Source organism: Mycolicibacterium diernhoferi (assembly GCF_019456655.1).
In the GTDB taxonomy this organism is placed as follows: domain Bacteria; phylum Actinomycetota; class Actinomycetes; order Mycobacteriales; family Mycobacteriaceae; genus Mycobacterium; species Mycobacterium diernhoferi.
The window spans coordinates 4,250,079-4,273,075 of sequence record NZ_CP080332.1 but is presented as its reverse complement, the minus strand read 5'-3'; the positions used below and the strand labels follow the sequence as shown (position 1 = coordinate 4,273,075).

Annotated in this window: 25 protein-coding genes and 2 tRNA genes; 9 read left to right on the top strand and 18 right to left on the bottom strand. The window is 65.7% G+C overall.

All coding sequences use genetic code 11. The features are described 5' to 3' along the window. Positions 1–38: 38 nt before the first annotated feature. Genes K0O62_RS20155 through K0O62_RS20145 form a run of 3 tightly spaced genes read right to left on the bottom strand, consistent with a single transcriptional unit; the run spans position 39 to position 3,180 of the window. A complete protein-coding gene (locus tag K0O62_RS20155) occupies positions 39–410 on the bottom strand; it encodes a PaaI family thioesterase (protein WP_073853334.1) in 372 nt (123 codons plus the stop codon). Next, complete coding sequence (locus K0O62_RS20150) at positions 407–1,822, bottom strand: acyl-CoA synthetase (RefSeq protein WP_073853336.1); 1,416 nt, start codon at positions 1,820–1,822, stop codon at positions 407–409. The genes K0O62_RS20155 and K0O62_RS20150 overlap by 4 nt, the downstream gene beginning before the upstream one ends. Continuing rightward, on the bottom strand, positions 1,819–3,180 hold the full coding sequence (locus tag K0O62_RS20145) for an SLC13 family permease (RefSeq protein WP_073853338.1): 1,362 nt from the start codon (positions 3,178–3,180) through the stop codon (positions 1,819–1,821). Before K0O62_RS20145 ends, K0O62_RS20150 begins: the two co-directional genes overlap by 4 nt. 98 nt (positions 3,181–3,278) lie before the next feature. Here K0O62_RS20145 and K0O62_RS20140 point away from each other — a divergent pair, with 98 nt between their 5' ends. Next, positions 3,279–4,025 carry an IclR family transcriptional regulator gene (locus K0O62_RS20140; protein WP_073853340.1) on the top strand — a complete coding sequence of 249 codons (747 nt, stop codon included), beginning with the start codon at positions 3,279–3,281 and terminating at the stop codon, positions 4,023–4,025. A gap of 1 nt (position 4,026) precedes the next feature. Here the strand turns inward: K0O62_RS20140 and K0O62_RS20135 are convergent, their stop codons facing one another. Both K0O62_RS20135 and K0O62_RS20130 read right to left on the bottom strand, forming a co-directional pair. After that, a complete protein-coding gene (locus K0O62_RS20135) occupies positions 4,027–4,311 on the bottom strand; it encodes a 2Fe-2S iron-sulfur cluster-binding protein (protein WP_205870608.1) in 285 nt (94 codons plus the stop codon). 59 nt (positions 4,312–4,370) lie between these two features. After that, positions 4,371–5,732, bottom strand: a complete 1,362-nt coding sequence (locus K0O62_RS20130) for an oxygenase MpaB family protein (RefSeq protein WP_073853342.1) — start codon at positions 5,730–5,732, stop codon at positions 4,371–4,373. An 86-nt stretch (positions 5,733–5,818) separates the two neighbouring features. On the opposite strand from K0O62_RS20130, the gene K0O62_RS20125 reads away from it, so the two are divergent. After that, complete coding sequence (locus K0O62_RS20125; protein ID WP_073853344.1) at positions 5,819–6,469, top strand: TetR/AcrR family transcriptional regulator; 651 nt, start codon at positions 5,819–5,821, stop codon at positions 6,467–6,469. A gap of 372 nt (positions 6,470–6,841) precedes the next feature. Here K0O62_RS20125 and K0O62_RS20120 read toward each other — a convergent pair whose 3' ends face one another. Further along, positions 6,842–7,477, bottom strand: coding sequence for a hypothetical protein (locus K0O62_RS20120; RefSeq protein ID WP_073853346.1), 636 nt, complete (start codon positions 7,475–7,477; stop codon positions 6,842–6,844). Between the two features lie 174 nt (positions 7,478–7,651). On the opposite strand from K0O62_RS20120, the gene K0O62_RS20115 reads away from it, so the two are divergent. Beyond that, entirely contained in the window at positions 7,652–8,218 is a 567-nt protein-coding gene (locus tag K0O62_RS20115; RefSeq protein WP_131817349.1) for a hypothetical protein, read from the top strand. 524 nt (positions 8,219–8,742) lie between these two features. On the opposite strand, the gene K0O62_RS20110 is transcribed toward K0O62_RS20115, so the two are convergent. Both K0O62_RS20110 and K0O62_RS20105 read right to left on the bottom strand, forming a co-directional pair. After that, complete coding sequence (locus K0O62_RS20110; RefSeq protein ID WP_165636924.1) at positions 8,743–8,880, bottom strand: hypothetical protein; 138 nt, start codon at positions 8,878–8,880, stop codon at positions 8,743–8,745. A 358-nt stretch (positions 8,881–9,238) separates the two neighbouring features. Continuing rightward, positions 9,239–9,430: a hypothetical protein gene (locus K0O62_RS20105; RefSeq protein ID WP_073853350.1), complete on the bottom strand. Its 192-nt coding sequence runs from the start codon at positions 9,428–9,430 to the stop codon at positions 9,239–9,241. A 64-nt stretch (positions 9,431–9,494) separates the two neighbouring features. On the opposite strand from K0O62_RS20105, the gene K0O62_RS20100 reads away from it, so the two are divergent. Next, entirely contained in the window at positions 9,495–10,793 is a 1,299-nt protein-coding gene (locus K0O62_RS20100) for a tyrosine-type recombinase/integrase (RefSeq protein ID WP_109789049.1), read from the top strand. Here K0O62_RS20100 and K0O62_RS20095 read toward each other — a convergent pair. From K0O62_RS20095 to K0O62_RS20085, 3 genes are all read right to left on the bottom strand, one after another. Continuing rightward, on the bottom strand, positions 10,790–11,380 hold the full coding sequence (locus tag K0O62_RS20095; RefSeq protein ID WP_131817350.1) for a hypothetical protein: 591 nt from the start codon (positions 11,378–11,380) through the stop codon (positions 10,790–10,792). The two genes, K0O62_RS20100 and K0O62_RS20095, sit on opposite strands and share 4 nt — an antisense overlap. Continuing rightward, on the bottom strand, positions 11,377–12,672 hold the full coding sequence (locus tag K0O62_RS20090) for a DUF8453 domain-containing protein (protein ID WP_131817351.1): 1,296 nt from the start codon (positions 12,670–12,672) through the stop codon (positions 11,377–11,379). Before K0O62_RS20090 ends, K0O62_RS20095 begins: the two co-directional genes overlap by 4 nt. 177 nt (positions 12,673–12,849) lie before the next feature. Then, positions 12,850–12,925, bottom strand: a tRNA-Lys gene (locus K0O62_RS20085). 158 nt (positions 12,926–13,083) lie between these two features. On the opposite strand from K0O62_RS20085, the gene K0O62_RS20080 reads away from it, so the two are divergent. Beyond that, a complete protein-coding gene (locus K0O62_RS20080) occupies positions 13,084–14,304 on the top strand; it encodes a L,D-transpeptidase (protein WP_073853354.1) in 1,221 nt (406 codons plus the stop codon). An 18-nt stretch (positions 14,305–14,322) separates the two neighbouring features. Here the strand turns inward: K0O62_RS20080 and K0O62_RS20075 are convergent, their stop codons facing one another. Continuing rightward, on the bottom strand, positions 14,323–14,811 hold the full coding sequence (locus tag K0O62_RS20075; protein WP_073853356.1) for an SRPBCC family protein: 489 nt from the start codon (positions 14,809–14,811) through the stop codon (positions 14,323–14,325). Beyond that, entirely contained in the window at positions 14,808–15,494 is a 687-nt protein-coding gene (locus K0O62_RS20070) for a DUF899 domain-containing protein (protein WP_073854311.1), read from the bottom strand. The genes K0O62_RS20075 and K0O62_RS20070 overlap by 4 nt, the downstream gene beginning before the upstream one ends. 132 nt (positions 15,495–15,626) lie before the next feature. On the opposite strand from K0O62_RS20070, the gene K0O62_RS20065 reads away from it, so the two are divergent. Together K0O62_RS20065 and K0O62_RS20060 are read left to right on the top strand one after the other, a co-directional pair. Then, the gene (locus K0O62_RS20065; protein WP_073853358.1) at positions 15,627–16,397 is read left to right on the top strand and encodes an SDR family oxidoreductase; all 771 of its coding nucleotides are present in this window, start codon (positions 15,627–15,629) and stop codon (positions 16,395–16,397) included. Positions 16,398–16,740: 343 nt separating this feature from the next. After that, the gene (locus K0O62_RS20060) at positions 16,741–16,914 is read left to right on the top strand and encodes a CsbD family protein (protein ID WP_073854313.1); all 174 of its coding nucleotides are present in this window, start codon (positions 16,741–16,743) and stop codon (positions 16,912–16,914) included. Positions 16,915–16,998: 84 nt separating this feature from the next. Here K0O62_RS20060 and K0O62_RS20055 read toward each other — a convergent pair. Together K0O62_RS20055 and orn are read right to left on the bottom strand one after the other, a co-directional pair. Further along, a tRNA-His gene (locus tag K0O62_RS20055) sits at positions 16,999–17,071 on the bottom strand. A gap of 46 nt (positions 17,072–17,117) precedes the next feature. After that, positions 17,118–17,747 carry an oligoribonuclease gene (gene orn / locus K0O62_RS20050; protein WP_073854315.1) on the bottom strand — a complete coding sequence of 210 codons (630 nt, stop codon included), beginning with the start codon at positions 17,745–17,747 and terminating at the stop codon, positions 17,118–17,120. Positions 17,748–17,827: 80 nt separating this feature from the next. On the opposite strand from orn, the gene K0O62_RS20045 reads away from it, so the two are divergent. Continuing rightward, the gene (locus tag K0O62_RS20045) at positions 17,828–19,426 is read left to right on the top strand and encodes a helicase HerA-like domain-containing protein (protein ID WP_073853360.1); all 1,599 of its coding nucleotides are present in this window, start codon (positions 17,828–17,830) and stop codon (positions 19,424–19,426) included. A gap of 12 nt (positions 19,427–19,438) precedes the next feature. Here the strand turns inward: K0O62_RS20045 and cmrA are convergent, their stop codons facing one another. Next, entirely contained in the window at positions 19,439–20,245 is an 807-nt protein-coding gene (cmrA, locus tag K0O62_RS20040; protein ID WP_073853362.1) for a mycolate reductase, read from the bottom strand. Between the two features lie 34 nt (positions 20,246–20,279). Here cmrA and K0O62_RS20035 point away from each other — a divergent pair, with 34 nt between their 5' ends. Next, positions 20,280–21,584 carry an MFS transporter gene (locus K0O62_RS20035; protein WP_073853364.1) on the top strand — a complete coding sequence of 435 codons (1,305 nt, stop codon included), beginning with the start codon at positions 20,280–20,282 and terminating at the stop codon, positions 21,582–21,584. Here the strand turns inward: K0O62_RS20035 and K0O62_RS20030 are convergent. Continuing rightward, the gene (locus K0O62_RS20030) at positions 21,581–22,321 is read right to left on the bottom strand and encodes an MmpS family transport accessory protein (protein WP_097933445.1); all 741 of its coding nucleotides are present in this window, start codon (positions 22,319–22,321) and stop codon (positions 21,581–21,583) included. The two genes, K0O62_RS20035 and K0O62_RS20030, sit on opposite strands and share 4 nt — an antisense overlap. A gap of 79 nt (positions 22,322–22,400) precedes the next feature. Continuing rightward, positions 22,401–22,988 (bottom strand): SACE_7040 family transcriptional regulator, encoded by a 588-nt coding sequence (locus tag K0O62_RS20025; protein ID WP_205870749.1) that lies wholly within the window; start codon positions 22,986–22,988, stop codon positions 22,401–22,403. Between the last annotated feature and the right edge of the window lie 9 nt (positions 22,989–22,997).

Here is a 22,997-nt window from a genome sequence, read left to right as displayed (position 1 = left end):
GCGGTGCAGGTATTCGGTGTATTCGTGGACGGATCCGGCTACCGGTCCCGGCGGGTGGCCCGTCCGGACGCGCGAGCCACCGGGACATCCTCGCCGGCCTTGGTGAGTCGGACCACGAAGATGTCCTCCCGGGCCAGCCGTTCCCCGACCGAGGCGGTGGCCACCAGTTCGTCTCCCTCGTGGGCGGGAGCGAGGTAGTCGATGTGGATGGAACTGACCACGCCGCTGTGGGTTTCGTTGTTGGCCGCCGCCGCCAATGCGGCGCCGACCACGCTGAGCATCAGCGCTCCGTGCGCGGTGCCGTGCGGGTTGAGATGCTCGGGTCCGACCCGCAGGGTCGCGGTGGCGTCGCCGTTGCCAAAGTTCTGCACCGCGATGCCGAGATGCCGGGCGTAGTGATCGATCTTCACATCAGGGCTTTCTTCTGGACCTTGCCCATGGCGTTGCGCGGCAGGGCGGGGACGAAACGGATCTCGCGCGGGCGCTTGTGCCACGACAGATCCTCTGCGACATGGGTGATGAGACGGTCGGCGAGATCGGTGGTGTCCGAGTCGGTGACCACATAGGCGACGATGCGCTGGCCCAGATCGTCGTCGGGCGCGCCGATCACGGCCACCTCGGTGACCTCGGGGCGGGCCAGCAGCGAGGTCTCGATCTCGCCGGCGCCGATCCGGTAACCGCCGGACTTGATCAGGTCCACCGATTCCCGGCCGACGATGCGGTGGAACCCGTCCGCATCGATGGCAGCCAGGTCCCCGGTGACGAACCACCCGTCTGCGGTCCAGCTCGCAGCGGTGACCTCGGGTCGGTTCAGATAGCCGTCGAACAGCATGGGGCCGCGGACCTGCAGGCGGCCGATGGACTCCCCGTCGTGGGGCACCGGTGTGCCGTCGTCGGCCTGGATGCGGGTCTGCGCTCCGGCGACCGGTTTCCCGACCCAGCCGGGGCGCCGCTCGTCGTCGGCGCGGGTGCTCAGCGTGATCATCGTCTCGGTCATGCCGTAACGCTCGATGGGAGCCTGGCCGGTGAGCTCGCGCAGCCGGTCGAAGACCGGGACCGGAAGCGGCGCACTGCCGCTCACCAACAGCCGGGCCGAGGCCAGCGCCGCGGCCGACCGCTCGTCCCGGGTGACCCGGGTCCACACCGTCGGCACACCGAAGTACATGGTGGCGCCGGCCTCGGCGTAGCGCTCAGGCGTCGGTTTCCCGGTGTGCACCAGGCGCGACCCGATGTGCAGCGAGCCGAGGACGCCGAGGATCAGGCCGTGTGTGTGGAACAGCGGCAGGCCGTGGGCGACGGTGTCATCGGCGGTCCACTGCCAGGCCTCGGCCAGGGCATCCAATCCGGCCGCCATGCCCCGACGGCTGAGCAGCACCCCCTTGGGTGCGCCCGTGGTACCGGAGGTGTACAGGATCATCGCGACCTGCTCGGGCGCAACGGGTTTCGCCACGGTCGCGGTGCGGACGGAGTCCTCGGGGGCGGCGACCGCCAGATCCACACCGTCGCGGCGCGGCCCGACCCACACGGTGGCGCCGGAGTCCGCGACGATGTGCGCGACCTCGGCGTGACCGGCATCCGGGGGTACCGGCACCACCGGGACACCGGCCAGCAGAGCGCCCACCACGGCGATGACCGTGGTCGGGGTGGGTTCGGCGTTGACGGCCACCACCTGGTCCGGGCCCAGCCGGAGCAGTTCGGCGCCGAATCCCGCGGAGCGCTCCCGCAACTCGCTGCGCGACAGGGTCATCCCGTCGATGGTGACCGCCCGGTCGTCGTCGGCGGCCGTGGTATCGAGCAGGGCGTGCAGCAGGGCGCGGGTCATGAGAAGGCCATTCCGGGAAGGATCAGGACGAGGGTGAGGACGATCGGCCCGAGCACCACCATCGACAGACCCCAGCGGGTCAGCAGCTTGGTCATGCGCGGGCGGGCCTCCTCGTCGACGGTGGTGGCCACGTACGTGGCGCCGACGGTGGAGAACGGGGACACGTCGACGATCGACGCGCACACACCGATCGCGCAGATCAGCGCCCAACCGGGGATGCCGCCGTCGGCGATGAGCGGAAGCGCAAGGGGCACAAGGGCAGCGAGCATGCCGGTGGTGGAGGCGAAGGCCGAGATCAATGCTGCTGCGGCGCAGAGCAGGATGGCGGCCACCAGCGGTGAACCCAGGTGCACGGCGCCCTCGCCGAGCAGATCCACCACACCCATATCGGTGAGCACGCCGACGTAGGTGATGATGCCGCCGACCAACAGGACCGAGCCCCAGTCGATCCGGCTCATCGCCTTCTTGCCCGACGATGCGTCGAGCAGGGCGGCGACCGCGCCCAGGCCGTAGCCGAGCACGCCGATGTCCGGGGTGAGGCCGAGCAGAGACAGCACGATGACGGCGGCGACCAGAATCAGCATCATCAGCAGGGTCAGCATCTGCATGCCGGTGGGCCGGCCGGGGGCGACGAGCTCGTCGTCGGAGCCGTCGCCTGCGCCGCCGGTGGTGTCGTCGATATCCAGGGTCGAGCCGCCGTACTGGCGCAGGGTGGCGCCGTGCGCCACCATCGCCCGGCCGAAGGCGGGCGCCTCGGCGTCGAACTTCTTGCGGCGGCCGAACAAGACGTAGGCGACGGCCAGCAGCACGAGGTTGAGGATGAGAGCGACGCTGAACAGCAGCAGCGGGCTGAGCGCGATGCCGGCCTCGTTGGCGGTGCCCCAGGTGATGATGCCGAACAGGCTGGTGGGGGCGAACGCGCCGGCGCTCAGGCCGGCGCCCATCGCCAGTGCCATCAGCATCGGGTCGATACCGCGCTTGTGCGCGATGCTCATGCCCATCGGCGCCATCACCAGGCCGCCCAGCGGGGCGCCCATCGCGGAGATGATCGCGGTGAGGGCGAAGAACACTGCCGGGAACAGGGCGTCCCGATTGCCGACCTTCGCCAGTGATGCGCGGATGAGCCAGTCGATGGTGCCGTTGCTGTGCGCGATACCGAAGAAGTAGGTCACGCCGACCAGCAGCACCAGGATGCTGAGCGGGAAGCCGGCGATGACCTCGTTCAGGCTCAACTCGGCCAGCCACAGGCCGACGATGCACGCCACCGGGAACATCACGATGCCGATGTTCACGTTGCGCACCGCGGCAATCGCGAACACCGCGATGAAGATCCCGAGTGCGATCAGTTGCGCTGTCATGTCACCTCCCTCTATATTCGGTCCATGTAGTGGACCGACGGTTCATCTGTTAGACCGATGCGCGGTAACCTAGCTCACACACGAAGAGAGAATCAATCTTGGCCACAGAGAGCGTGGTGTCGGCGTTTCGCGTCCTGGAGGCGGTTGCGGAAGCGCAGCCGGTCGGGCTGTCGGAGCTGGCCCGATCCGTCGGGCTGCCCAAGAGCACGGTCCAGCGCAACCTGCTGACCCTGCAGGAGGTCGGTTGGCTACGGCCCACCGAGACCGCGCCGACGCGCTGGCAGCTGACCTACCGGGTGGTGGCCATCGTCGGCCGGGCCGGCGGAGAGAGTCTGCGCGAGGCCGCGCTGCCGGTGATGAACGAACTGCAGCTCGGCACCACCGAGACGATCCACCTCGCCGCCGCCGACGGTGACTCGCTGGTGCTGGTCGAGCGCCTGGACACCCCACACCGGTTGCGCGCGTTCCTGCCGCTGGGGGAGCGGATCGCCCTGCACGCCTCGGCCACCGGGCTGGCGTATCTGTCCGCCTGCGGCGATGAGTACCTGGACAAGTATCTTGCCGGTCCGTTGCCGGCGCAGACGCCGGACACCCTGACCGATCCGGGCCGAATTCGGGCCGTGGTCAACGAGATTCGCGAGCGCGGCTACTCGGTCAACGTCGGCGGGTTGTCGCACGGGATCAGTTCGCTCGGCGCGCCCATCGAGAGCGCGTCGGGGCCGGTGGCCGCGGTGTCGGTGTCGGGGCCGAGCAGCCGCATCACCGCCGACCGGTTCGACGAGTTGGGCCCGCAGGTCCGCGAGGCCGCGGCGCGGATCAGCTTGGCGCTGCGCGGGGAACGCTGACTCAGATGTCGAGCACCAACCGGCTGCCGGCCGGAGCCCGGGACACGCAGACGGTCATGCAGGTACCGGCCGACTGCTGCTCGGCGCTCAGATAGAAGTCGCGGTGGATGGGTGTGCCGCTGATGACCGCCGTCTCGCAGCTGCCGCAGATTCCGTTGCGGCACGAGTTGGCCGGCCCGACGCCGGCGTCCTCGAGGGTGTCGAGGATCGACCTGTCGGCCGGCACCGTCAGCACCCGCCCGGAACGCGCCAACTCCACCTCGAAATCGGCTGTGGGTGGGTTCACCGGCGCCGGCGCGGACCGGCGCAACGCCCTGGGTAACCGCGGCCGGCCGGGCATCACGGTCAGCCGGCGCGCTGGGCGTGCGGGCAGCCGATGCCGGTGGCCGCGGTGTGGTCGTGGTGGGTGTAGCGGGTGGCCGTGACGCCCTTCCTGGCGGCGTTGCTGCGGGTGTACCAGACCACCAGTCGCCAGAACAGATCGCCGTTGTCGAGCTGGCGTTCGATCCGGCGGTGTGCGCCGGGAAGTCGGTCGCTGAGCCGGTTGACGGTGACGTTGGCCGTCACCAGCAGCCGGGTCATGGTGTCCCACGGTCGGATGCGGGCGTTCTCGAAGGGGGTGCCCTGCACCAGTGCCGCCACCCCGTCCTTGCCGCTGTAGAACCCGATCAGGCCGAGCGCCGGTGTCATCGCCGCGATGATCACCTTGTTCACCCACGTGCTCTCGCGCAGACTCTCGGTGGCCGTGACGGCCATCGGTTCGGTGTACTCGGACGGCCCACCGGCGGTGCTGAACTGGTAGTGCAGGGCGGCCAGCGCATCATCGAGGTTGCGGGGGACCAGTTCTTCGGACGCGCCGAAGACGTAGCCGATGTACGCCCAGTACATGGTGACGTCGGTGAGTTCCTGGCGCGTATGGCGGCGCCCCAGAACGTGATCCAACAACATCGGGAACAAACCGAACGACAGCGAGGCACCCATGATCGAGGTATTCGAGATCGGGTTGCCGTGCTGGGCGAAATGCTCGTCGCCCCAGGAGCGGCGCAGGCCGGCGCGGACCTGGCCGTGCATCAGTCGGACCCGGATGGTGTCGTGGAAACGCGGCGAGGTGCGCTGTACCGCATCGGGTTCGGCCATCGCGGCGAACCACAGGTTGGTCTCCAGGTTGCGGGTGGCGAAGTCCTCGACGTAACGGCCGGTCGCGCCGACCGCGCTGGACACCTCCTCGCCGACGAAGGTCGCCATGAAATCCAGCACCGCCATGCACAACTTGCCCGAGAACGAGGACCGGGTCCACAGCCGGCGACCGCGCTCCCACTGCTCCGGGTCATGCCAGGACGGCGGATTGTCCAGGCGGGCAAAGAAATCCACCAGTGCCTGCGGCGCGTCCTGGACGGTGTCGATGCCGTGGGCCAGCGCCTGCTCCAGCATCGCGCGCCCGCGCTGCATTCCGGTCTCGCGGAAGGCCTCGACGACGGCGTCGATCGGCTCGTCACCCTGCCAGAAGTGATCGGCGAACAGCCGGTTGAGTTCGGTGTCGGCGGGCGGGGCGGTGGTGTCCAGCCACGGGGAGAGCAGCATCCTGGCGGGGTGGCTCCACAGGTCGGAGGCATTCAGGGCGCGCGGCGGTGCCGGCCGCAGGTCCATCCCGGGCTGGTGATGAAAGTCGAAGGGATGGCCGGCGACGCTGGTGGCATCCGCAGTCATGTGTGCACTCCCTCGGACAAATGAGACAACAGAATGGCGAATTGTCTCACTATAACCCTGGGGGCCGGGCATTAGAGTCAGGTCGCATGACCAGGCCGAGCGCGCCGATGCGAGAGCTGCTGACCGCGGCGTTCGAACCGGACTTCGATCGCCGCGCCTACGACGCCGTCGACATCCGCATCATGGATGCCGGCATGGCGGTGCTGGCCGAGCGCGGCACCCGCGCGGCGACCACGACGGAGATCGCCCGGCGCGCCGACGTCGGGCGGGCCACCCTTCACCGCCGGTTCGCGACCAAGGACATCCTGTTCCAGCACGCCCTGGCCCGGGAGCTCACGGCGATCTTCACCGAGTTCGCCGCGTTGATGGCAGCCCATTCCGATCCGCGTGAACAGGTCGCCGAGGCGTTCGCGCTGTGCATCGATGTGGTGCGGCAGCCGCCGTTTCACCATGTCAGTGCCGCGCGCCGTGCCGAACTGGTGGCGGCCTTCGCCGAGGGGGCGCCGTCACCGTTGGAGCGGGGCCGGGACTTCATCGCCGAGGCCATCCGGGTCCAGGCACAGCGTGGCGAGATTCCGGCCGCCGATCCGCGGCAACAGGCCGATGCGCTGATGCACGTCATCATCGGTTTCTACGTGACACCCACGAGTCCGGTGAACCTCGCCGACGGCGATGAGGTCCGCGCGTTCGCCCGCCGGTACCTGAGCCCGATCCTGCTGTCGCCAGCCACCGAATAGGCCCGGAATGCCGAAAGCCCCGCCGGAGCGGGGCTTTCGTGTGGTGCGCCGTCAGGGTTTCGAACCCCGGACCCGCTGATTAAGAGAGCGTTACCGGTTAAATTCTGACCTACGGCGATGATCTGGGCTAGCCTAGATTTATGCAGATCAGAAGCACTTTCTGAGTCGTTGCGCGCTTGTCTGAGTTCGTCTGAAATCGTCTCAGTTATCTGTAACTGCCCCCGCGTGTGGAGACCTTGTGGAGACCCCGGAGGCGTTTGCTGGCTCTTTGCCCGCGATCCGTTGGGGGACCGGGCCGAGTTCGTCGGCCAAGCCGAAGGGCTCAGGTTTTCGGAATCGGATGCGGTCCCGTTAAGGAGCCGCGAGGACGATCTAGGCCTTCGGCTTACGGTTGAAGATTTGAAACCGGATCGCCGGATAGTTCGATTCACATCGGTCTTGACCTACCGGGTCGGCACGCATGTCAGCGATCCATCCGTCGGCGGCGTGTACGACGTCGGCGGCGAACAGGATCAACCGGAAGTTGAGTGCTTTGATCTGAGCGACCGGTCGGCCCTGCGAAGCCTCTAACAAGTGTTCTTGATACAGCGGGTTCTCAACTGTCAGTGAGTAGTGCTCACGCTTTGAGGCGTCAGAGTCGTTGAAGTAGCACTGCCAGGTGTACGCGATCTCGTTGGTTTCGTCGTAGGGGTACCGGAATGCGCCGGTGTGCATGAGGGTATGCCGCATCAGCTGAATCGCTACTCGGTGCGTCTCGCTCTTGTCCTGATCGATGTAGCGCTCCATGAAGCGTTGCATTCGTCGTGTCTGGGCGCCCCGCGCCTTGTCGGGTCCGTCGGTGCAATACGACATGACATCGATCTGCCCCATGCAGGCCATGGCGTATCCGAATGTCGCGTGGCGAAAGTTGTGTTCGCGGCCATCGAGGAACTCGGCCATGGCAACCACTTCCTGATGCAACGCCACCACGTTTGCGCGGATCTCGCTCGCGATGTCGTGGAACTTCATGCGAACAGTCTTGCCGATGAGTCAAATGTTTCTTTGTCTTCGAAACCAACGTCCACGTGCTTCTGGTAAGTAACCAGCGGACCGATTGTGAAACACGCTTCATTCTTGACAGACTTTGTCACCGCACCGCCGTAGTCTAGCCCGGCAATCCATGCATATCGGAAGGACTGTTCGATGACAGCATTTCCAAACGGCACGCATATTCTATTTCAGTCAGTTCCGCCTCTCGAACCTTTTCAACTTTCAAGTACTTTCTTACCGGTTGATGAGTTCCACGACGGCCAATTCTCATGGCGGCGATTTCGGCGAATTAAGGCGCCGGTGCACCAACCGGAAGGGGCTAACTTCCACCTCACCGTTGAGTTCGCCGATTCCAGCGAAAAGGGCCGCTCTTTCAACCTGAGTCACAACACTGATATTGCAGTCGTTATCGCGGACGCTGGCGATCAGGTGACGTTTACACCCGGCTTTACCCTCCTGCGAGGTACGTTGTCGACCGGCGATCTATTCACGTTCGGCACGGCCGTCTTCCTCCCAGTAGGATCGGTCGAATACCTTGGCCACACTTGGGAAAAGTTCTCGCTGACCAAGACATACCACCTAGTCGGGGACAGTCTCACGGTCGATTTTCAGAATCCCGCTATCGAGCCGAGGCCGTATCCACTTAGTGAACCACTCACTCTTTTTTCCGCCGCGTGGGAGACCGGTCAGGTGATCGCAGGGTTGCTGGGCGAACGTTAGAGACATCGAAACCCACTGGCATTTGTTCCGCCAAGGCGGCTAACGGGCGATCCGGCGACCAGCTGATACTCCGACCCAATAGCGTGCGTTGCCATTGCGCGGTTTGAGCTCTACGCCCGCTTTTATTCCGGCGTAGGCACCGCCTGGACCAACACGGCCCGCCTTGACGTTTCGGCGCGCAGAGCCAGCGACCAGTTTCGTAGGCAGCGTGCGTTTGACCCGCGTCGACCGGCTGGCGGTGGACGCAAACCGACCCCGCTTGTCGCGTTTGATGTTGCGTCGTTTCGCCATCGATCAGCTCTTTTTGAATCGGCCAGATCCGGCGCGTGGCCGGCGTCTGCCTTTTGACTTCTTCGCCATCGCGACTCTCCAGTCTGTGTATCAGTCTTCGATGTAGGGCGGGGACAACCTGCTCTTGGCGACAGGCGTCCGTGGCGGGGCGGACGGGGTTCGCCCTGGCGCTGCGCCACCGGTAGCTGAATCAGCTTCGGCGGATCGGCTCACCAACGAGGGCTTTCCCGCGCTCATCGCCGGGCCGGGGTGTGCTCGAAGGTGTGCGGACGCGGCCGCGGTCGCAATCCGCTGGAAACGCCGAACTCGCTGCCGCCGTCGTTGCGTCGCTTGGCCTCACGAATCGCACCTTCGATATAGGGCGGAATCATCGGTAGCCGCCTTAGACCGGAATCAGGCTGTCGGCCGGTTTGGTGTAAGTCGTGTCGGTCGTGACCTGAATACAGACGGCGGCAGACCGATGCCGAACGCCAACGCCGAAACTACGCAAGTGCGTCGAATCAACCACCGGGTACGGGCCTTGTCCGGGCAGTAGAAGCAAACCGCGATACGCCGCGTTTTGGTGTCGCGAAAACCGAGAGCGTTCTGGGTGCTGTTCGGTCCGTTGGTCGAAGCCACGCAGACGTATCCGCTGGGAATGAAGGAACTTTCGATCAGTAGCGCTTGGCCGTAACTGCCCAGAACGGGCAATCCCTGATAGTCGGCTGCGACGGGCGAACCAACCATCGTCTAATCGGTGAGGTACGGCGGGTGCTCGACGGACGGAATGAAATCGTACGAGGCGAGGATGTTTGAACCGGCACGGCTCTCTTCGCCAGCTCGCCATTTTTGGATGCGCTCCGATTCATCAGGATTGGCCAAGATCACCAACTGCGATCCGGTCGCCTTGGTGCCGAACCCCTTGCGGGTGATCTTGCGCATCGCGTCTTCGATGTCGGCTGAATCCAGCGCTGTGGACTGAGAAGCGAACGAGATCAATCCGAAGGTGGCGCGCGGGTTGTCTCCGGCCGCGCAGCGTGACGCCGGTAATCGGCCGCTGAGTCTGTATGCGGATGCGTGGCTTGATGGCTTGGCGGGTCAGGTGAAACCGCGTGTGCTGGCCGACTACCGGGCCAACTACCGCCGCTACATCGCCGAATCGTTCGGGGATCGCGCAGTGGCGACGATTACTGCCGCCGACGTTCGGCGCTGGCGAGCCGAATTGATGCAGCCGCGTCCACGACCGTCGCACGCACGGCCTAAAACGATGACAGACGCCGATTCGGAGTTGGTGACGTTGTCGCGTTCGACGGTCAAGCACGCTTTCGAGACGCTGCGCCGGATTCTCGATGTCGCGGTAGTCGACGGCGCGCTGGCCGCCAATCCGTGCGTTGCGGTGCCGCGCACCCGTGCGGCCGATCCCGACGCCGAACCGTTTACCGCCCGGCCGCTGTCTGCGGCCGAGATTGCGGCCGTAGCCGGCCACATCGCTACCGTGCAGGGCCATCCGATCTATGGGTTGGTGGTGCTGTTCGCCGCGTTCACCGGTTTGCGGGCGGGGGAGTTGGCCGGGCTGAACGTCGGTGATCTGATGCTGGCCGCCATCCCCGGTGCGGCCGGTTCTGTGGCGGTGACGCGCACGCGACGCGCGGTGCCTGGCGGGTTTGAGACCGGTACGCCGAAATCAACCAAGTCGCGTCGGGTGGTGCCGATCGATCCGTGGCTGGCCGACGATCTGCGCGCCTATCTGGCCAACGATCATCCGCACGGCGACCCGTCGTCAGCGACATTCGATCCGGCTGCTCCGCTATTTCCCGGCCGATTCGGCCGGAGCGAGGTTCTGCCCGAAGAGATTTCGCGCGTCGACATCGAAGCGGAACGCGTTTGGGTGATAGATGCGGACGCGCCGATCAGTGCCATGACGGGCGAACCGGATCGGCGCTACACCCGGCCAGATCCGCACGCGGCAGCGACTCGCGTTGCGCCGTCGTCGGGCTACAAATGGTCGGTTCCGCTCAATCCGGCCGGGATCGCCAAACACTATTTCACCCCCGCCCTGGCCGCTCTCAGATTCGATCACGTCCGCTGGCACGATCTGCGACATTCATTCGCGGTGATGAGTTTGTCAGCGGGGGAGCACTACATGAGCGTTTCGAAGATGCTCGGGCACGCCTCGTTTGTGACGACTCTCACTGTCTACGCCGACTACATCACTGAAGGGGACGGCGGAAAGGCTGCACCGCTCCGACGGCCGTCGGCTGGTGCGTTGGGAACCAACATCGTTCCGATGCGCCGACAGGGTTAGTTCTCAGTTCGTGCACGTGGCGCAATTTGGGCGGTGGTCGGCCTTGCGCCGAGTTCGGTGGGGTATGTGTCGTAGAGCCGCTTAATGGCGTCGGCTGTTGCATTGATCGCACGCGTGATGGTGTCTGGTTGCGGACCGGACACGTCTTCATGCCAGGCGTCGAACGTGTCGTCGTCACTACCTCGAACAACCCGCATTATCAGGCGTTCAACTGCCACGTATGAGTCACGCAATTCATCGGTTGGCAGTGTCCGGGCGAGCGCGCGCAGCTCTTGCGCTCTAATCACGGCACTTTCAACAAACTCCCGCGATGCGTGCCATTGCTCTTCGCTGATTGAAGCTCGGAGTCGTGTGTCTCTATCGACATACCACGCGTAAGACTGAACTGCAGTTGCAGCTTCCAACAGTTTTTGTTGAGCATCGCGTAACTGTGCTATCTCGGTGTCGCGTCGCTTCTGCGCAGCGGAAAGTAGCGCTGTCTCTTTGGATGTCGTTCGGCTTATGTGTGCATTAATATAAGCCGAAATCCACCCGCCAATAGGAATACCAACTGCGGTGATTAATAGAAACCAGATTGCGTCTCTCATAATTCCTTACCCCGTTGATTCACATTATCTCCAGGCAATGTGCGAATCACGTGGATTTCAGTGGCAGCGGGTATCCGAATAAATTCCCCCTGTGATGTGTATAGATCATATACGAGGCCGAATTGCGAGTGGTTGTGTGCGCGAATATATGCGATTCGCCAACTTTGGTGAATGTTCACATTATCGCCCGTCGTGGGGATAAACCGATCATTGGCTCGCGCGTCTTCGACAGCGATTTTTTCCACGTCATCCGAGCTAAATTCCGGTAGTGGACTTCCAGACTGCCCGCCAAAAAGTTGATAGTCGAAGTGCTCCTGAATATCGCGCTTCTCGGACAGGTCTGCCGTCTTGATTGCGAGTCGAAACTCACGTTCTTCGTCATCTGCGCTGTTGTATACCCAGATGCCTTCGTGCTCAGTACCGAACTCAGCTAAACGACGATGGATTGCAGTTAATCCCCTATTTTGTTCCTCTAGCTGTTTTTCGAGCACTTTGACGAGGTTGTGAACGGTCTTGATATCGAGCCAAGTGGTGTCTTTGAATAGATTAGCGTCTAAAACTGCCTGGGTTGTGAATGTCCGCCTGTGACTGTCTTGGTAAGTAACTTCGGCCATATGTACCGACGGTAGGGTCATGTCTGCAATGACTTGTTCGTACGAGTAACTTCCCCCGGTATAACTCATCTGGGCTTGGATCGTGAGTTTTTCATCTTCGGCCAATTCGGATTCTGTTTTTCCGGCTAGTGGTCCCCACTTTTTATTATGGCGCTTGCGGGAGAGGTAAAAATCCCAGCCGGTCCGCCATTCTTGACCGGGTGCAAGTATTGGGAATTCTGGAATTGGAACATCCGCGAGCTTGCCTTTTGACACGTTGTTCGGCGTAGCTTTAAGCGGCGGATCTATGACAGTCTTTACGTTGTAGGCGGGGGTGCTGCCAAAATTTTTTATCACAATCTCAAGGAACCGCTTGCTCGACGGGTTCAGTTCGGTGTACATCACGACGTTCGGCTGCGCCTGCTCTTGTCGGGTTCTACGTACTTCCTGAATTTGGAACCAGGCGAAGGCGGCGGCTCCAAGCGCAATTGCGGCAGTGGCCCAAGTGCCGAGTGCAGACCACCCTTCGGGCGATACGTGATCGTGCAGCCAGCGGTACGTCAGCACTAAACGGCGGCCGGCCGCGTCCCAGGCGGCGACGACCCACAGGGCGACGCCCATGCCCCAGGCGGTTACGACCCACAGGGCGGCGGCGACGCCCAATGCCCACCACTTCTCCACGAAGCGCGTGAATCCCATGGCGGGATCGTAAGTAACGTCACCGACAAATGTCGGAGCCACGCCTTTGCTGTAGTGGAGGCTGTCCCCGCCGTGTGGAGACCCTGTGGAGACCTTTTGGGGACAAAGTGGCTGGTGGGACCGGCCTGGTAGACGCTCTGAAACGACAAAAACCCTGCCGAAGCAGGGCTTTTGTACTGGTGCGCCGTCAGGGTTTCGAACCCCGGACCCGCTGATTAAGAGTCAGCTGCTCTACCAACTGAGCTAACGGCGCGCGCTGGAAACAATAACAGCACCGACGCGTCAAGATGAAATCCGCATGACAACCGGGGTCCCCGGTTCGTGCAGAGGGCCAGTTGTCGGTCGTTCCCTTAGACTATTGCCAATTAACCGTGACCCCGCGGTTCTTGATGCAAAAGTGGAGCAAAATAGATGGTTCAGGTCTCGCCGGTGGTGGGTGTGGGTCGCCGCAAGACATGGCCAATCCTGATCGCAGTGGCGTTGAGCACAGTGCTGACCCTCGGCGCCTGCAGCAGCCATCAGGCCCCCGATCAACCCAAGACCATCGCCGACAAGGGCACCCCGTACAGCGACCTGCTGGTGCCCAAGCTCACCGCCTCGGTCACCAACGGGGACGTCGGCGTCACCGTCGACGAGCCGGTCAGGGTCAGCACCGAGGGTGGCGTTCTCGGCGTCGTCAGCCTGATCGACGAGGACGGCGACCCGGTCGCCGGTGAACTCAGTGCCGATGGGCTGAGTTGGTCGACCACCGATCCGTTGGACTACAACGCCAGCTACACGCTGAGCGCGCGCTCGTCGGGTCTGGGCGGCGAGGCGGTCACCAAGGCGACCTTCGAGACGCACTCGCCCGAGAACCTGACCATGCCCTACCTGATGCCCACCGAGGGGTCCGTCGTCGGCGTCGGCCAGCCGATCGCGGTGCGCTTCGACGAGAGCATCACCAACCGCGCCGCGGCCGAGCAGGCCATCAAGGTCACCACCACACCCGAGGTGGACGGCGCCTTCTACTGGCTCAACAACCGTGAGGTGCGCTGGCGTCCGGCCGAATACTGGAAGCCCGGCACCAAGGTCAGCGTCGAGGTCAACAGCTACGGTGTGGACTTCGGTGACGGTCTGTTCGGGCAGGACAACGCGAGCACCGACTTCACCATCGGTGACGAGGTGATCGCCGTCGCCGATGACAGCACCAAGACGCTGACCGTCCGGCGCAACGGCGAGGTCGTCAAGACGATGCCGATCTCGATGGGCAAGAACAGCACACCGACCAACAACGGCGTGTACATCATCGGTGAACGGTTCGCCGAACTGGTGATGGACTCCTCGACCTACGGCGTTCCGGTGAACTCTCCCAACGGATATCGCACCGAGGTGGACTACGCCACGCAGATGTCCTACAGCGGCATCTACGTGCACGGCGCACCGTGGTCGGTCGGCAGCCAGGGCTACAGCAACGTCAGCCACGGCTGCCTGAACGTGAGCACCTCCAACGCCCAGTGGTTCTACGAGAACACCAAGCGCGGCGACATCGTGGAGGTGGTGGGCACCGTCGGGTCGGTGCTGCCCGGCACCGACGGTCTCGGCGACTGGAACATCCCGTGGTCGCAGTGGAAGGCCGGCAACGCCAGCGCCTGACGGGCCGCCGGGGAGAGCCTAGGTGGCCGCATTCTCCAGTGCGGCAAGGGAATCCTCGATGTATGCCGGCGGGAACGGCGGCATGCCGCCGACCTGGTCGCGGAAACTCTGCGGTGTGCCGGTCCAGTCGTAGGTGATCGTCACATCGGTGCCGTCGCCGTTGGGCGCCAGGTCGTAGCGCCACCACCATCCGCCGGGTTGATGCTCGCCGGATTCGTCGAGCTGGCCGGGCAGCCAGGCGATTGTGCGGTCACGCTCGAATTCGGTGACCAGGTTGTGCATCACGTAGTGTCCGCCGGCGAATTCCAGGAACATGTTCATCACGAACATCTGCCCGACACCGGTGATGGGTTGGGGGTCCACAGCCTCGCGCACCCAGTCGGTCGGTTCGATGTCCTGATGGCGTGCCGGGTCGGTGAGGACGGCGAACACCGCGCTGGGGCCGGCGGGGATGGTGCGGGTGATCACGTAGCGCTCGGCGGCATCGGTCCTGTGAGTGGAGGTCACTGCGTGTCGCTTCCGTAGAACCGGGCGATGTCGGGGCTGTCCAGCCATCCGGAGTAGGTGGGCCGCGACGGCCATCCCGGCGGCGAGTCCAGCCATTCCTCCTGTCGGCCGTAGGGCAGCACGTCGATCAGCGCGAAGGAATGGCTGAGCTGTTCGGTGCCGCGGCCGTTGGTGTGCCAGGTGCGGTAGACGGTCTCGCCGTCGCGCAAGAATACGTTCACCGCGAAACCCTCACCCGGGGCGGCGTCGACGTCGGCGCCGAAGCTGCTCTCCGCGGACGAGTACCAATCCATCTTGTTGCCGACCTTGTCGCGGTAGGCCAGCGCCTCCTCGATCGGCCCGTTGGTGACGATGACGAACCGCGCGTCGTAGTTGTCCAGGAAGTCCAGCCGGGTGAACTGCGAGGTGAACCCGGTGCAGCCGCCGCATTGCCATTCCGCGCCGTCGGACCACATGTGGTTGTAGGTGATCAGCTGTGAACGGCCTTCGAACACGTCGGCCAGCCGCACCGGTCCCTGTGCGCCGATCAGGGTGTAGTCGGGCAGCTGCACCATCGGCAGCCGGCGGCGCTCGGCGGCGATCGCGTCGAGTTCCCGGGTGGCGGCCTTCTCGCGTCGGCGCAGATCCGCGAGCGCGGCCCGCCAGGTGTCCGCATCCACGACCGGTGGTTTGGCTGTAGCCATGGGGGTCTCCTTTTCCGGCAGTTCGTGTCCGTGTAGACCCACTGTGCGACCAGAACTCATCGCGCGCGGTACTGTCCCGAACATAGGGTGTCCTAACACCGTGAGGGTGAAGGAAAGGGAGTCGTACACACGATGAGTGGTGAAGGTTCTGATATCGCCGGGTTGCGAGTGCTCGTTGTCGGCGCATCGTCGGGTATCGGGCACGCGGTCGCCGTCCAGGCCGCCGAGCGCGGCGCCAAGGTCGCGGTCGCGGCCCGGCGCACCGAGCTGCTGACGGAGCTGGCCGAGAAGATCGGCGGCTGGGCCTTCGAGCTCGACGTCGAGGATCCCGCGGCCATCACCCGGGTGGTGGGGGAGGCGGCCGACACCCTCGGTGGTTTCGACGCCGTCGTGTTCACCAGCACGGTGGCTCCCATGGCGCATATCGAGGACACCGACATCGCCACCTGGATCCACGCCTTCAACGTCAACACCCTGGGCGCGCACGGGGTACTGCGGGCCGTGCAGCCGCACCTGTCCGAGGACGGCGTCGTGCTGATCACCTCCAGCCACGACGTGGGCCGGCCGCGCGCCGGGGTGGCGGCCTACAACGCCAGCAAGGCCGCGCTCAACGAGATCCTGCATTCGTGGCGCAGCGAGCACCCGGACCTGTCGATCGTGCGGGTGGGCATCGGCCCCACCGAGGACACCGAGATCCTGCGCGGCGCCGATCGTGACCTGCTCTCGCTGCTGTTCAAGTCGTGGGTGTCACACGGGCAACTGCCCGAGCAGATGTCGGCGCTCAACGACGTCGCCAACACCTTGGTTTCACTGGTCGGCGCCGCGTATCTGAACCCGACCGTGGTGCCCGAGGTGGTGCAGCTGGCCCCGCGCATCCGGCGCGCAGCGGCCCCCGCGTCCTGAGGCCAACCTCGGTCGCGGGGTGGCAGGGACCCGATGGTCCCGCTGATCGAGGTGGGTGGCCCGTCGCCTGTGATCTACATCACTGGGCGCGGATTGTCCGGACCTGTCGATCGGATTTGCCCGGCGGTTCTGCTCGGGCGGGGGCCTTGGCGTCAAAGACCGAGCGCCCGGGCCTGTAGTGGCGGATCAGGTGTGCCGGCGCGGCGCCGCAACCTCTTAGCCGGGAGATTCTCACCTTGAGAGCCGTTGGCAGGCTGCGGGTTTGGTGACCCGCTTGAGAGGTACCCCTAACGGGAGAGCCGGCCAATCCGGACTGGTTCCCGGCGAAACAGGAGTGCGCACCATGAGCGGCATCGATAAGGCGAAGAACAAGATGCAGGACCTCGGTGGAAAGGCGAAGGAAGCGGCCGGAAAGGTGACCGGCGACCGGGACACCGAAAACGAGGGCAAGGGCGATCAGGCGAAGTCCAACCTCAAGGATGCCGGCGAGAAGGTGAAGGACGCCTTCAAGAAGTGATCGGCGCCCGGCTTGCGAACGTTCGTCGCAACCGCCCCTAGAACGCAAACGGTGGGAGGGCCTAAGGGCCCTCCCACCTGCGCGGGTGGCTGACGGGACTCGAACCCGCGACAGCCAGGATCACAACCTGGTGCTCTACCAACTGAACTACAGCCACCATTGCCGCCTGAGCGGCGCTGACGATCTTAACCGGTCGAGGGCCGTTAAGCCGAATCGGACTCCTTCGGCGCGCTGCCGGCCGGTCCCAGCTCGGCCGCCACGGCGGCGATTTCGCTGGTCGAAGGCCCGGGAGCGGCCACGAAGGCGGTTTGGCGGTAGTACCGCAACTCCTGGATCGACTCGTGGATATCGGCCAGGGCGCGGTGCGCGAGGCCCTTCTCCGGCTGGCCGAAGTAGATCCGCGGGTACCAGCGCCGGCACAGTTCCTTGATGGAGCTGACGTCGATCATCCGGTAGTGCAGGAACTCGTCGAGGGTCGGCATGTCGCGGGCGATGAAACCACGGTCGGTGGCGATCGAATTGCCGCACAGCGGCGCGGTTTTGGGCTGCTTGACGTGGCTGCGGATGTAGTCGAGCACCATCGTCTCCGCCGTCGCGAGGTCGATCGAGGAGGCCAGCACCTCCTTGTCCAGACCGGACTTGGAGTGCATCTTGGCGACCACGTCGACCATGCCGGACAGGTCGGCCGGGTCGGCGTGGATGACCACGTCGATACCTTCACCGAGCACATTGAGGTCGGCATCGGTGACCAATGCCGCAATCTCGATGAGCTTGTCGGACTTCAGATCGAGCCCGGTCATCTCACAGTCGATCCACACGAGTTCTTCACGCACGGAGATCCACAGTATTCCCACCGCCGGCGAATCGCTGCCTGCACCTGCCCTGTTGTTGCGTGTTCAGTAATGTCAGGCGCATGACCGCAGAATCGGCCGCGACCCCGGCTCAGCAGATCGCCGCAGGTTACGCCGTTGAAGGGCAGGCTCTGGAGCTGGGAACCGTCGTCGTCGACGGGGTGGTCGATCCGGGTGCACAGGTCCGGATTCCGTTGGCCATGGTCAACCGGCACGGGCTCGTCGCCGGCGCGACCGGCACCGGCAAGACCAAGTCGCTGCAGGTGATGGCCGAGCAGCTCTCCGCCGCCGGGGTGCCGGTGCTGATGGCCGACGTCAAGGGGGATCTGTCCGGGTTGTCCCGGCCGGGGGAGAACAGCGACCGGACCGCGCAGCGTGCCGCCGACACCGGCGACACGTGGGCGGGCACCGGCTACCCGGTGGAGTTCCTGTCGCTGGGCACCGAGGGGATCGGCGTGCCGGTGCGCGCCACCGTCACCAGCTTCGGGCCGATCCTGCTGTCGAAGGTATTGGGGCTCAACGCCACCCAGGAGTCCACCCTGGGCCTGATCTTCCACTTCGCCGACCAGAAGGGGTTGTCGCTGCTGGATCTGAAGGATCTGCGCGCGGTCATCCAGTACCTCACCAGCGACGAGGGCAAGCCCGAACTCAAGGCCCTGGGCGCGGTGTCGCCGACGACGGCCGGGGTCATCCTGCGCGCGCTGATCAACCTGGAGGCCGACGGTGGTGACACCTTCTTCGGCGAGCCCGAACTGGAACCCAAGGACCTGATCCGGCTGGACCCACAGGGCCGCGGCGTCATCACGCTGCTGGAGCTGGGCGCCCAGGCTGCGCGCCCGGTGATGTTCTCGACCTTCCTGATGTGGGTGCTGGCCGACCTGTTCACCACGCTGCCCGAGGAAGGCGACCTGGACAAGCCGAAGCTGGTGTTCTTCTTCGACGAGGCGCACCTGCTGTTCAACGACGCATCCAAGGCGTTCCTGGAGCAGGTCGAGCAGACCGTCAAGCTGATTCGCTCCAAGGGCGTCGGCGTCTTCTTCTGCACCCAGTTGCCCACCGATGTGCCCAACAATGTGCTCAGCCAGCTGGGCGCCCGGGTCCAGCACGCGCTGCGCGCGTTCACCCCCGACGATCAGAAGGCGCTGCGCAAGACGGTGCGCACCTACCCGAAGACCGACGTCTACGACCTGGAGAAGGCGCTGACGTCCCTCGGGATCGGGGAGGCCATCGTCACCGTGCTGTCCGAGAAGGGTGCACCGACCCCGGTGGCCTGGACCCGGATGCGGGCGCCGCGGTCGCTGATGGACACCATCGGCCCCGACGCGATCAAGGCCGCCGCGGCGGCCAGTCCGCTGCAGGCCACCTACGGGCAGACCATCGACCGGGAATCCGCCTACGAGATGCTCAACGCCCGGCTCGCCCCGCCGGAGCCGGCCCCGGCACCGCCAACGCCCGACCTGCCGCCGCCGCTGCCCACCACCCCGGTGGGATCCGCGGAGGGCGGGGGCACGATCAAGGCCCGCGATATCGCCGAGCCGGGCCTGCTGGACAAGATGGTCGCCAGCCCGGCATTCAAGAGCGCGATGCGCTCGGCGGGCACCGTGATCGGCCGGGAGATCACCCGCAGCATCTTCGGCACCGGCCGGCGTCGCCGCCGCTGATTCGCGCAGAACCTATTCGCCGCCGAGCTTCCGGTAGACCGCGCCGACGATCGGGGTGACGATCGCGCGCGGGGCGTAGCCGCTGGCCACCGACATGGCCTTCGAGGTCAGGCCCGGGACGATGCGCATCTTGTTCTGCTCCAAGCCGTCCAGCGACAGCTTGGCGGTGTACTCGGTGTCGATCCACAGGAAGTCCGGGATCAGCCGCTCCACCAGCGACTGCTCGGACGGGTCGGGCAGCTCGGTGCGCACCGGGCCGGGTGCCAGCAGCGTGACGTGGATGCCGGCGCTCTTGACCTCGCCGCGCAGCGATTCGCTGAAGGTGTTCGCGAAGGCCTTGGTCGCCGCGTAGGTGGCGTTGTTCGGAATCGGTGAGTTGCCCGCGGCGGACCCGGAGATCAGGATGCCGCCCGCCCGGCGCTCCAGCATGCCGGGCAGCACCGCCAGACAGAGGTCGTGCACCGCAATGGCATTGAGCTGAACCTGGGCCTTCTCCCCGGCCGGGTCGAGCTTGGCCAGCGGGCCGAAGGTGGCCGTCCCGGCGTTGGCGCACAGGATGGAGATGTTGCGACTCGCCAGCTCCTCGCAGAACACGTCGCGGGCCGCCGGATCGGCCAGGTCCACCGCGCGCACCTCGACGGTGACGCCGTGCTTCGCGGTGATCCGCTCGGCCAGCTCGGTGAGCACTTCTCCGCGGCGCGCGGTGATGATCAGATTGTGGCCGCGGCCGGCCAGGTCAAGGGCGAGGGCCTCACCGATTCCTTGGGAGGCACCGGTGACGACGGCGCGGGCGTCGGGGTGGGGCGCGGGTACGGGCATGGGAGAAATCGTAGGGACTTATAAGGTGACGGCCATGAGCAGCCCCGGGTCGGCGCCCGCGAAGGCCCGGCGGTCACAGGTCCGATCGTGGGTTCTCTACGACTGCGGTGCCACCGCGGTGAACGCGATCGTGGTCACCTTCGTCTTCTCCGTCTATCTGACCGATGCCGTCGGCGCCGGGCTGCCGGGGGAGACGACGCCGTCGAGCTGGCTCGGCTGGGCATTGACCGCGGCCGGGCTCATCGTCGCGCTGCTGGCCCCGGTGACCGGGATCTGGGTGGACGCCCCGCACCGCCGTCGCCGCGCTCTCGCCCTGCTGGCCGGTGCGGTGGTCCTGCTGGTGGTCAGCATGAGCTTCATCCGGACCGACTACACCTATCTGTGGGCCGGGCTCGCGCTGCTGGCGTTCACCGCGGCCTGCAACGACCTGGCCACCGTGCCCTACAACGCCATGCTCAGCCAGCTGTCCACGCCGGCGACCTCCGGTCGGGTCTCCGGCGCGGGCCTGGCGGTCGGCTACGGCGGCAGTGTCGGCCTGCTGCTGATCGTCTACATCGGCTTCATGGCCGGCGACGGCGGACTGCTGGGCCTGCCGACCGATGACGGGCAGAACGTGCGTGCCGCGATGCTGCTGACCGCGGCCTGGTTCGTGGCGTTCACGCTGCCGCTGCTGATCACCGCACCCGCCCCGGCGCCCGATCCGGCGCACCGGTCGGTCGGCTTCTTCGCCTCCTACCGGAAGCTGTGGGCAGAGGTGCGCAGCGAATGGCACCGCGACCGCAACGTCGTCTACTACCTGGTGGCCAGCGCGATCTTCCGGGACGGGCTGACCGGCGTCTTCACCTTCGGCGCGGTGCTCGGGGTCAGCGTGTACGGCATTTCGCCGGCCAGCGTGCTGCTGTTCGGGGTGTGTGCATGCCTGGTGGCGGCCGTCGGTGCGGTGGCCGGTGGTCTGCTCGACGACCGGTTCGGCGCCAAACCGGTGATCGTCACCGCGCTGACGCTGATGATCGTGGTGGGCCTGACGCTGATGACGTTGTCGGGGCCGCTGGCGTTCTGGATCTGCGGGCTGCTGCTGTGCCTGTTCATCGGACCCACCCTGTCCGCGGCGCGCACCCAGATGCTGCGGATCTCGACCGAGGGTAAGGAGGGCGTCGCCTTCGGTCTCTACACCACGACCGGGCGGGCCGCCGCGCCGTTGGCGCCGTGGCTGTTCGCGTTGTTCATCGGCATCTTCGGCACCGACCGCGCCGGGATGGGCGGGCTGTGCCTGGTGCTCGGGATCGGCCTGATCCTGATGCTCGGCGTCCGCACGCCGCGCACCGTCCGCGCGGTCTAACCGATCGGGCTGCAGATGGTCAGGCCCGATCCGGTGCGCTGGCGCACCGTGGCCCCGCTGATGGTGATCGAACAACTCACCTGACGGCCGACGTTGATGATGCTGACGCTGGCCGACTGCTTGGCCGGCTGCGCCAGCGCCACCGTCTTGCTCCACGGCAGCAGCACGTTGAACTCGGTCTGCAGGATGCCGCCGTCGTCGACGTAGGTGACGTTGATGGCCCGGCCCTCACCGGTGACGTCATAGGTCACCGTCTCGGTGGCGCCCGGGGTGGCCGAGGTGGTCGGCGCCGCTCCGGTGGTGGTCGGCGGGACCACCGGGCGCGGGGTCGTGGTGGGGCGGCGCGTCGTGGTCGGCGGGGTGGTGGGCATCGTGGGCTCGGTCGGCTTCTCCGAGAGCGTGGGTACCGGGGCGACGACGGTCTGTTGCTGTGAGCTGTTGACGATGACGAGCGCGATGACCAGACCGACGACGGTGACGACGGCGATGCCCGCGACGATCCACAGCCAGCGCGGCGTGCCCGGCGGCTCCGGCGGGGCGGGCGGCGGCGTCGGCGAACCGTAGGACCCGGCGGCGTATTGACCGGTCGGGTCGTATCCGTAGGCCGGGTATGCGGGCAGCGGTTCGGTGGGGCGTGGACCGTACGGGTTCTGCCCCGCGTAGGCGGGATCGGTGTACCCGTACCGGCCGCCGTCGATTCGCTGCGTCGGCTCGTCCCTACGTGGCGATTCGGTCATGCCCACCTCATGAGGACACACGGTACCCGCGCGAACTGTGCGGGGTGTTCAGTCACCGGGCGGGTCGCCGGGCCGCGACTCAGTGTGCGGCGGCCAGGGCGGCCACCGTCATCGCCCGCAGGATGGTGCGTGAAGCGTGGTCTGTGCTGGGCATTTTGACGCTGTGCGGGGTGGAGTTGAGCAACCCGAAGACGGCCTGTGCCTTGAGTCGGGCGTCGGCCTCGTCGAGCCGGGGGTCGATCTGGCGGAGCACGTCGACCCAGATCTCGACGTACTGCCGCTGGGACTTGCGGACCTGACGCTTGGCCGCCGGCGGCAGGTGCCCGAGGTCGCGGTCCTGGATGCGGATCAGATCCGATTCGCCGAGCGCGAAGTCGAGGTGGAAGTCGATCAGCCCGTCGAGGGCGGCCGCGGCGTCCGGGGCGGCCGCGACCACCTCGCGGGCGCCGGCCAGCAGGCGGGTGCTGATGCCGACCAGCAATTCGACCAGCAGGGCTTCCTTGTTGGGGAAGTGCCGGTAGATCGCGGGACCGCTGACGCCCGCCGCGGCGCCGATGTCCTCCAGGCGCACGGCCAGGTAGCCGTGTTCGGCGACCAGCCTCTCGGCCGCACCGATGAGCTGGGTCCGGCGATCGGATTTGGCCTTGCTGCGCGGAGTCTCGGTCATCCTCGGCCC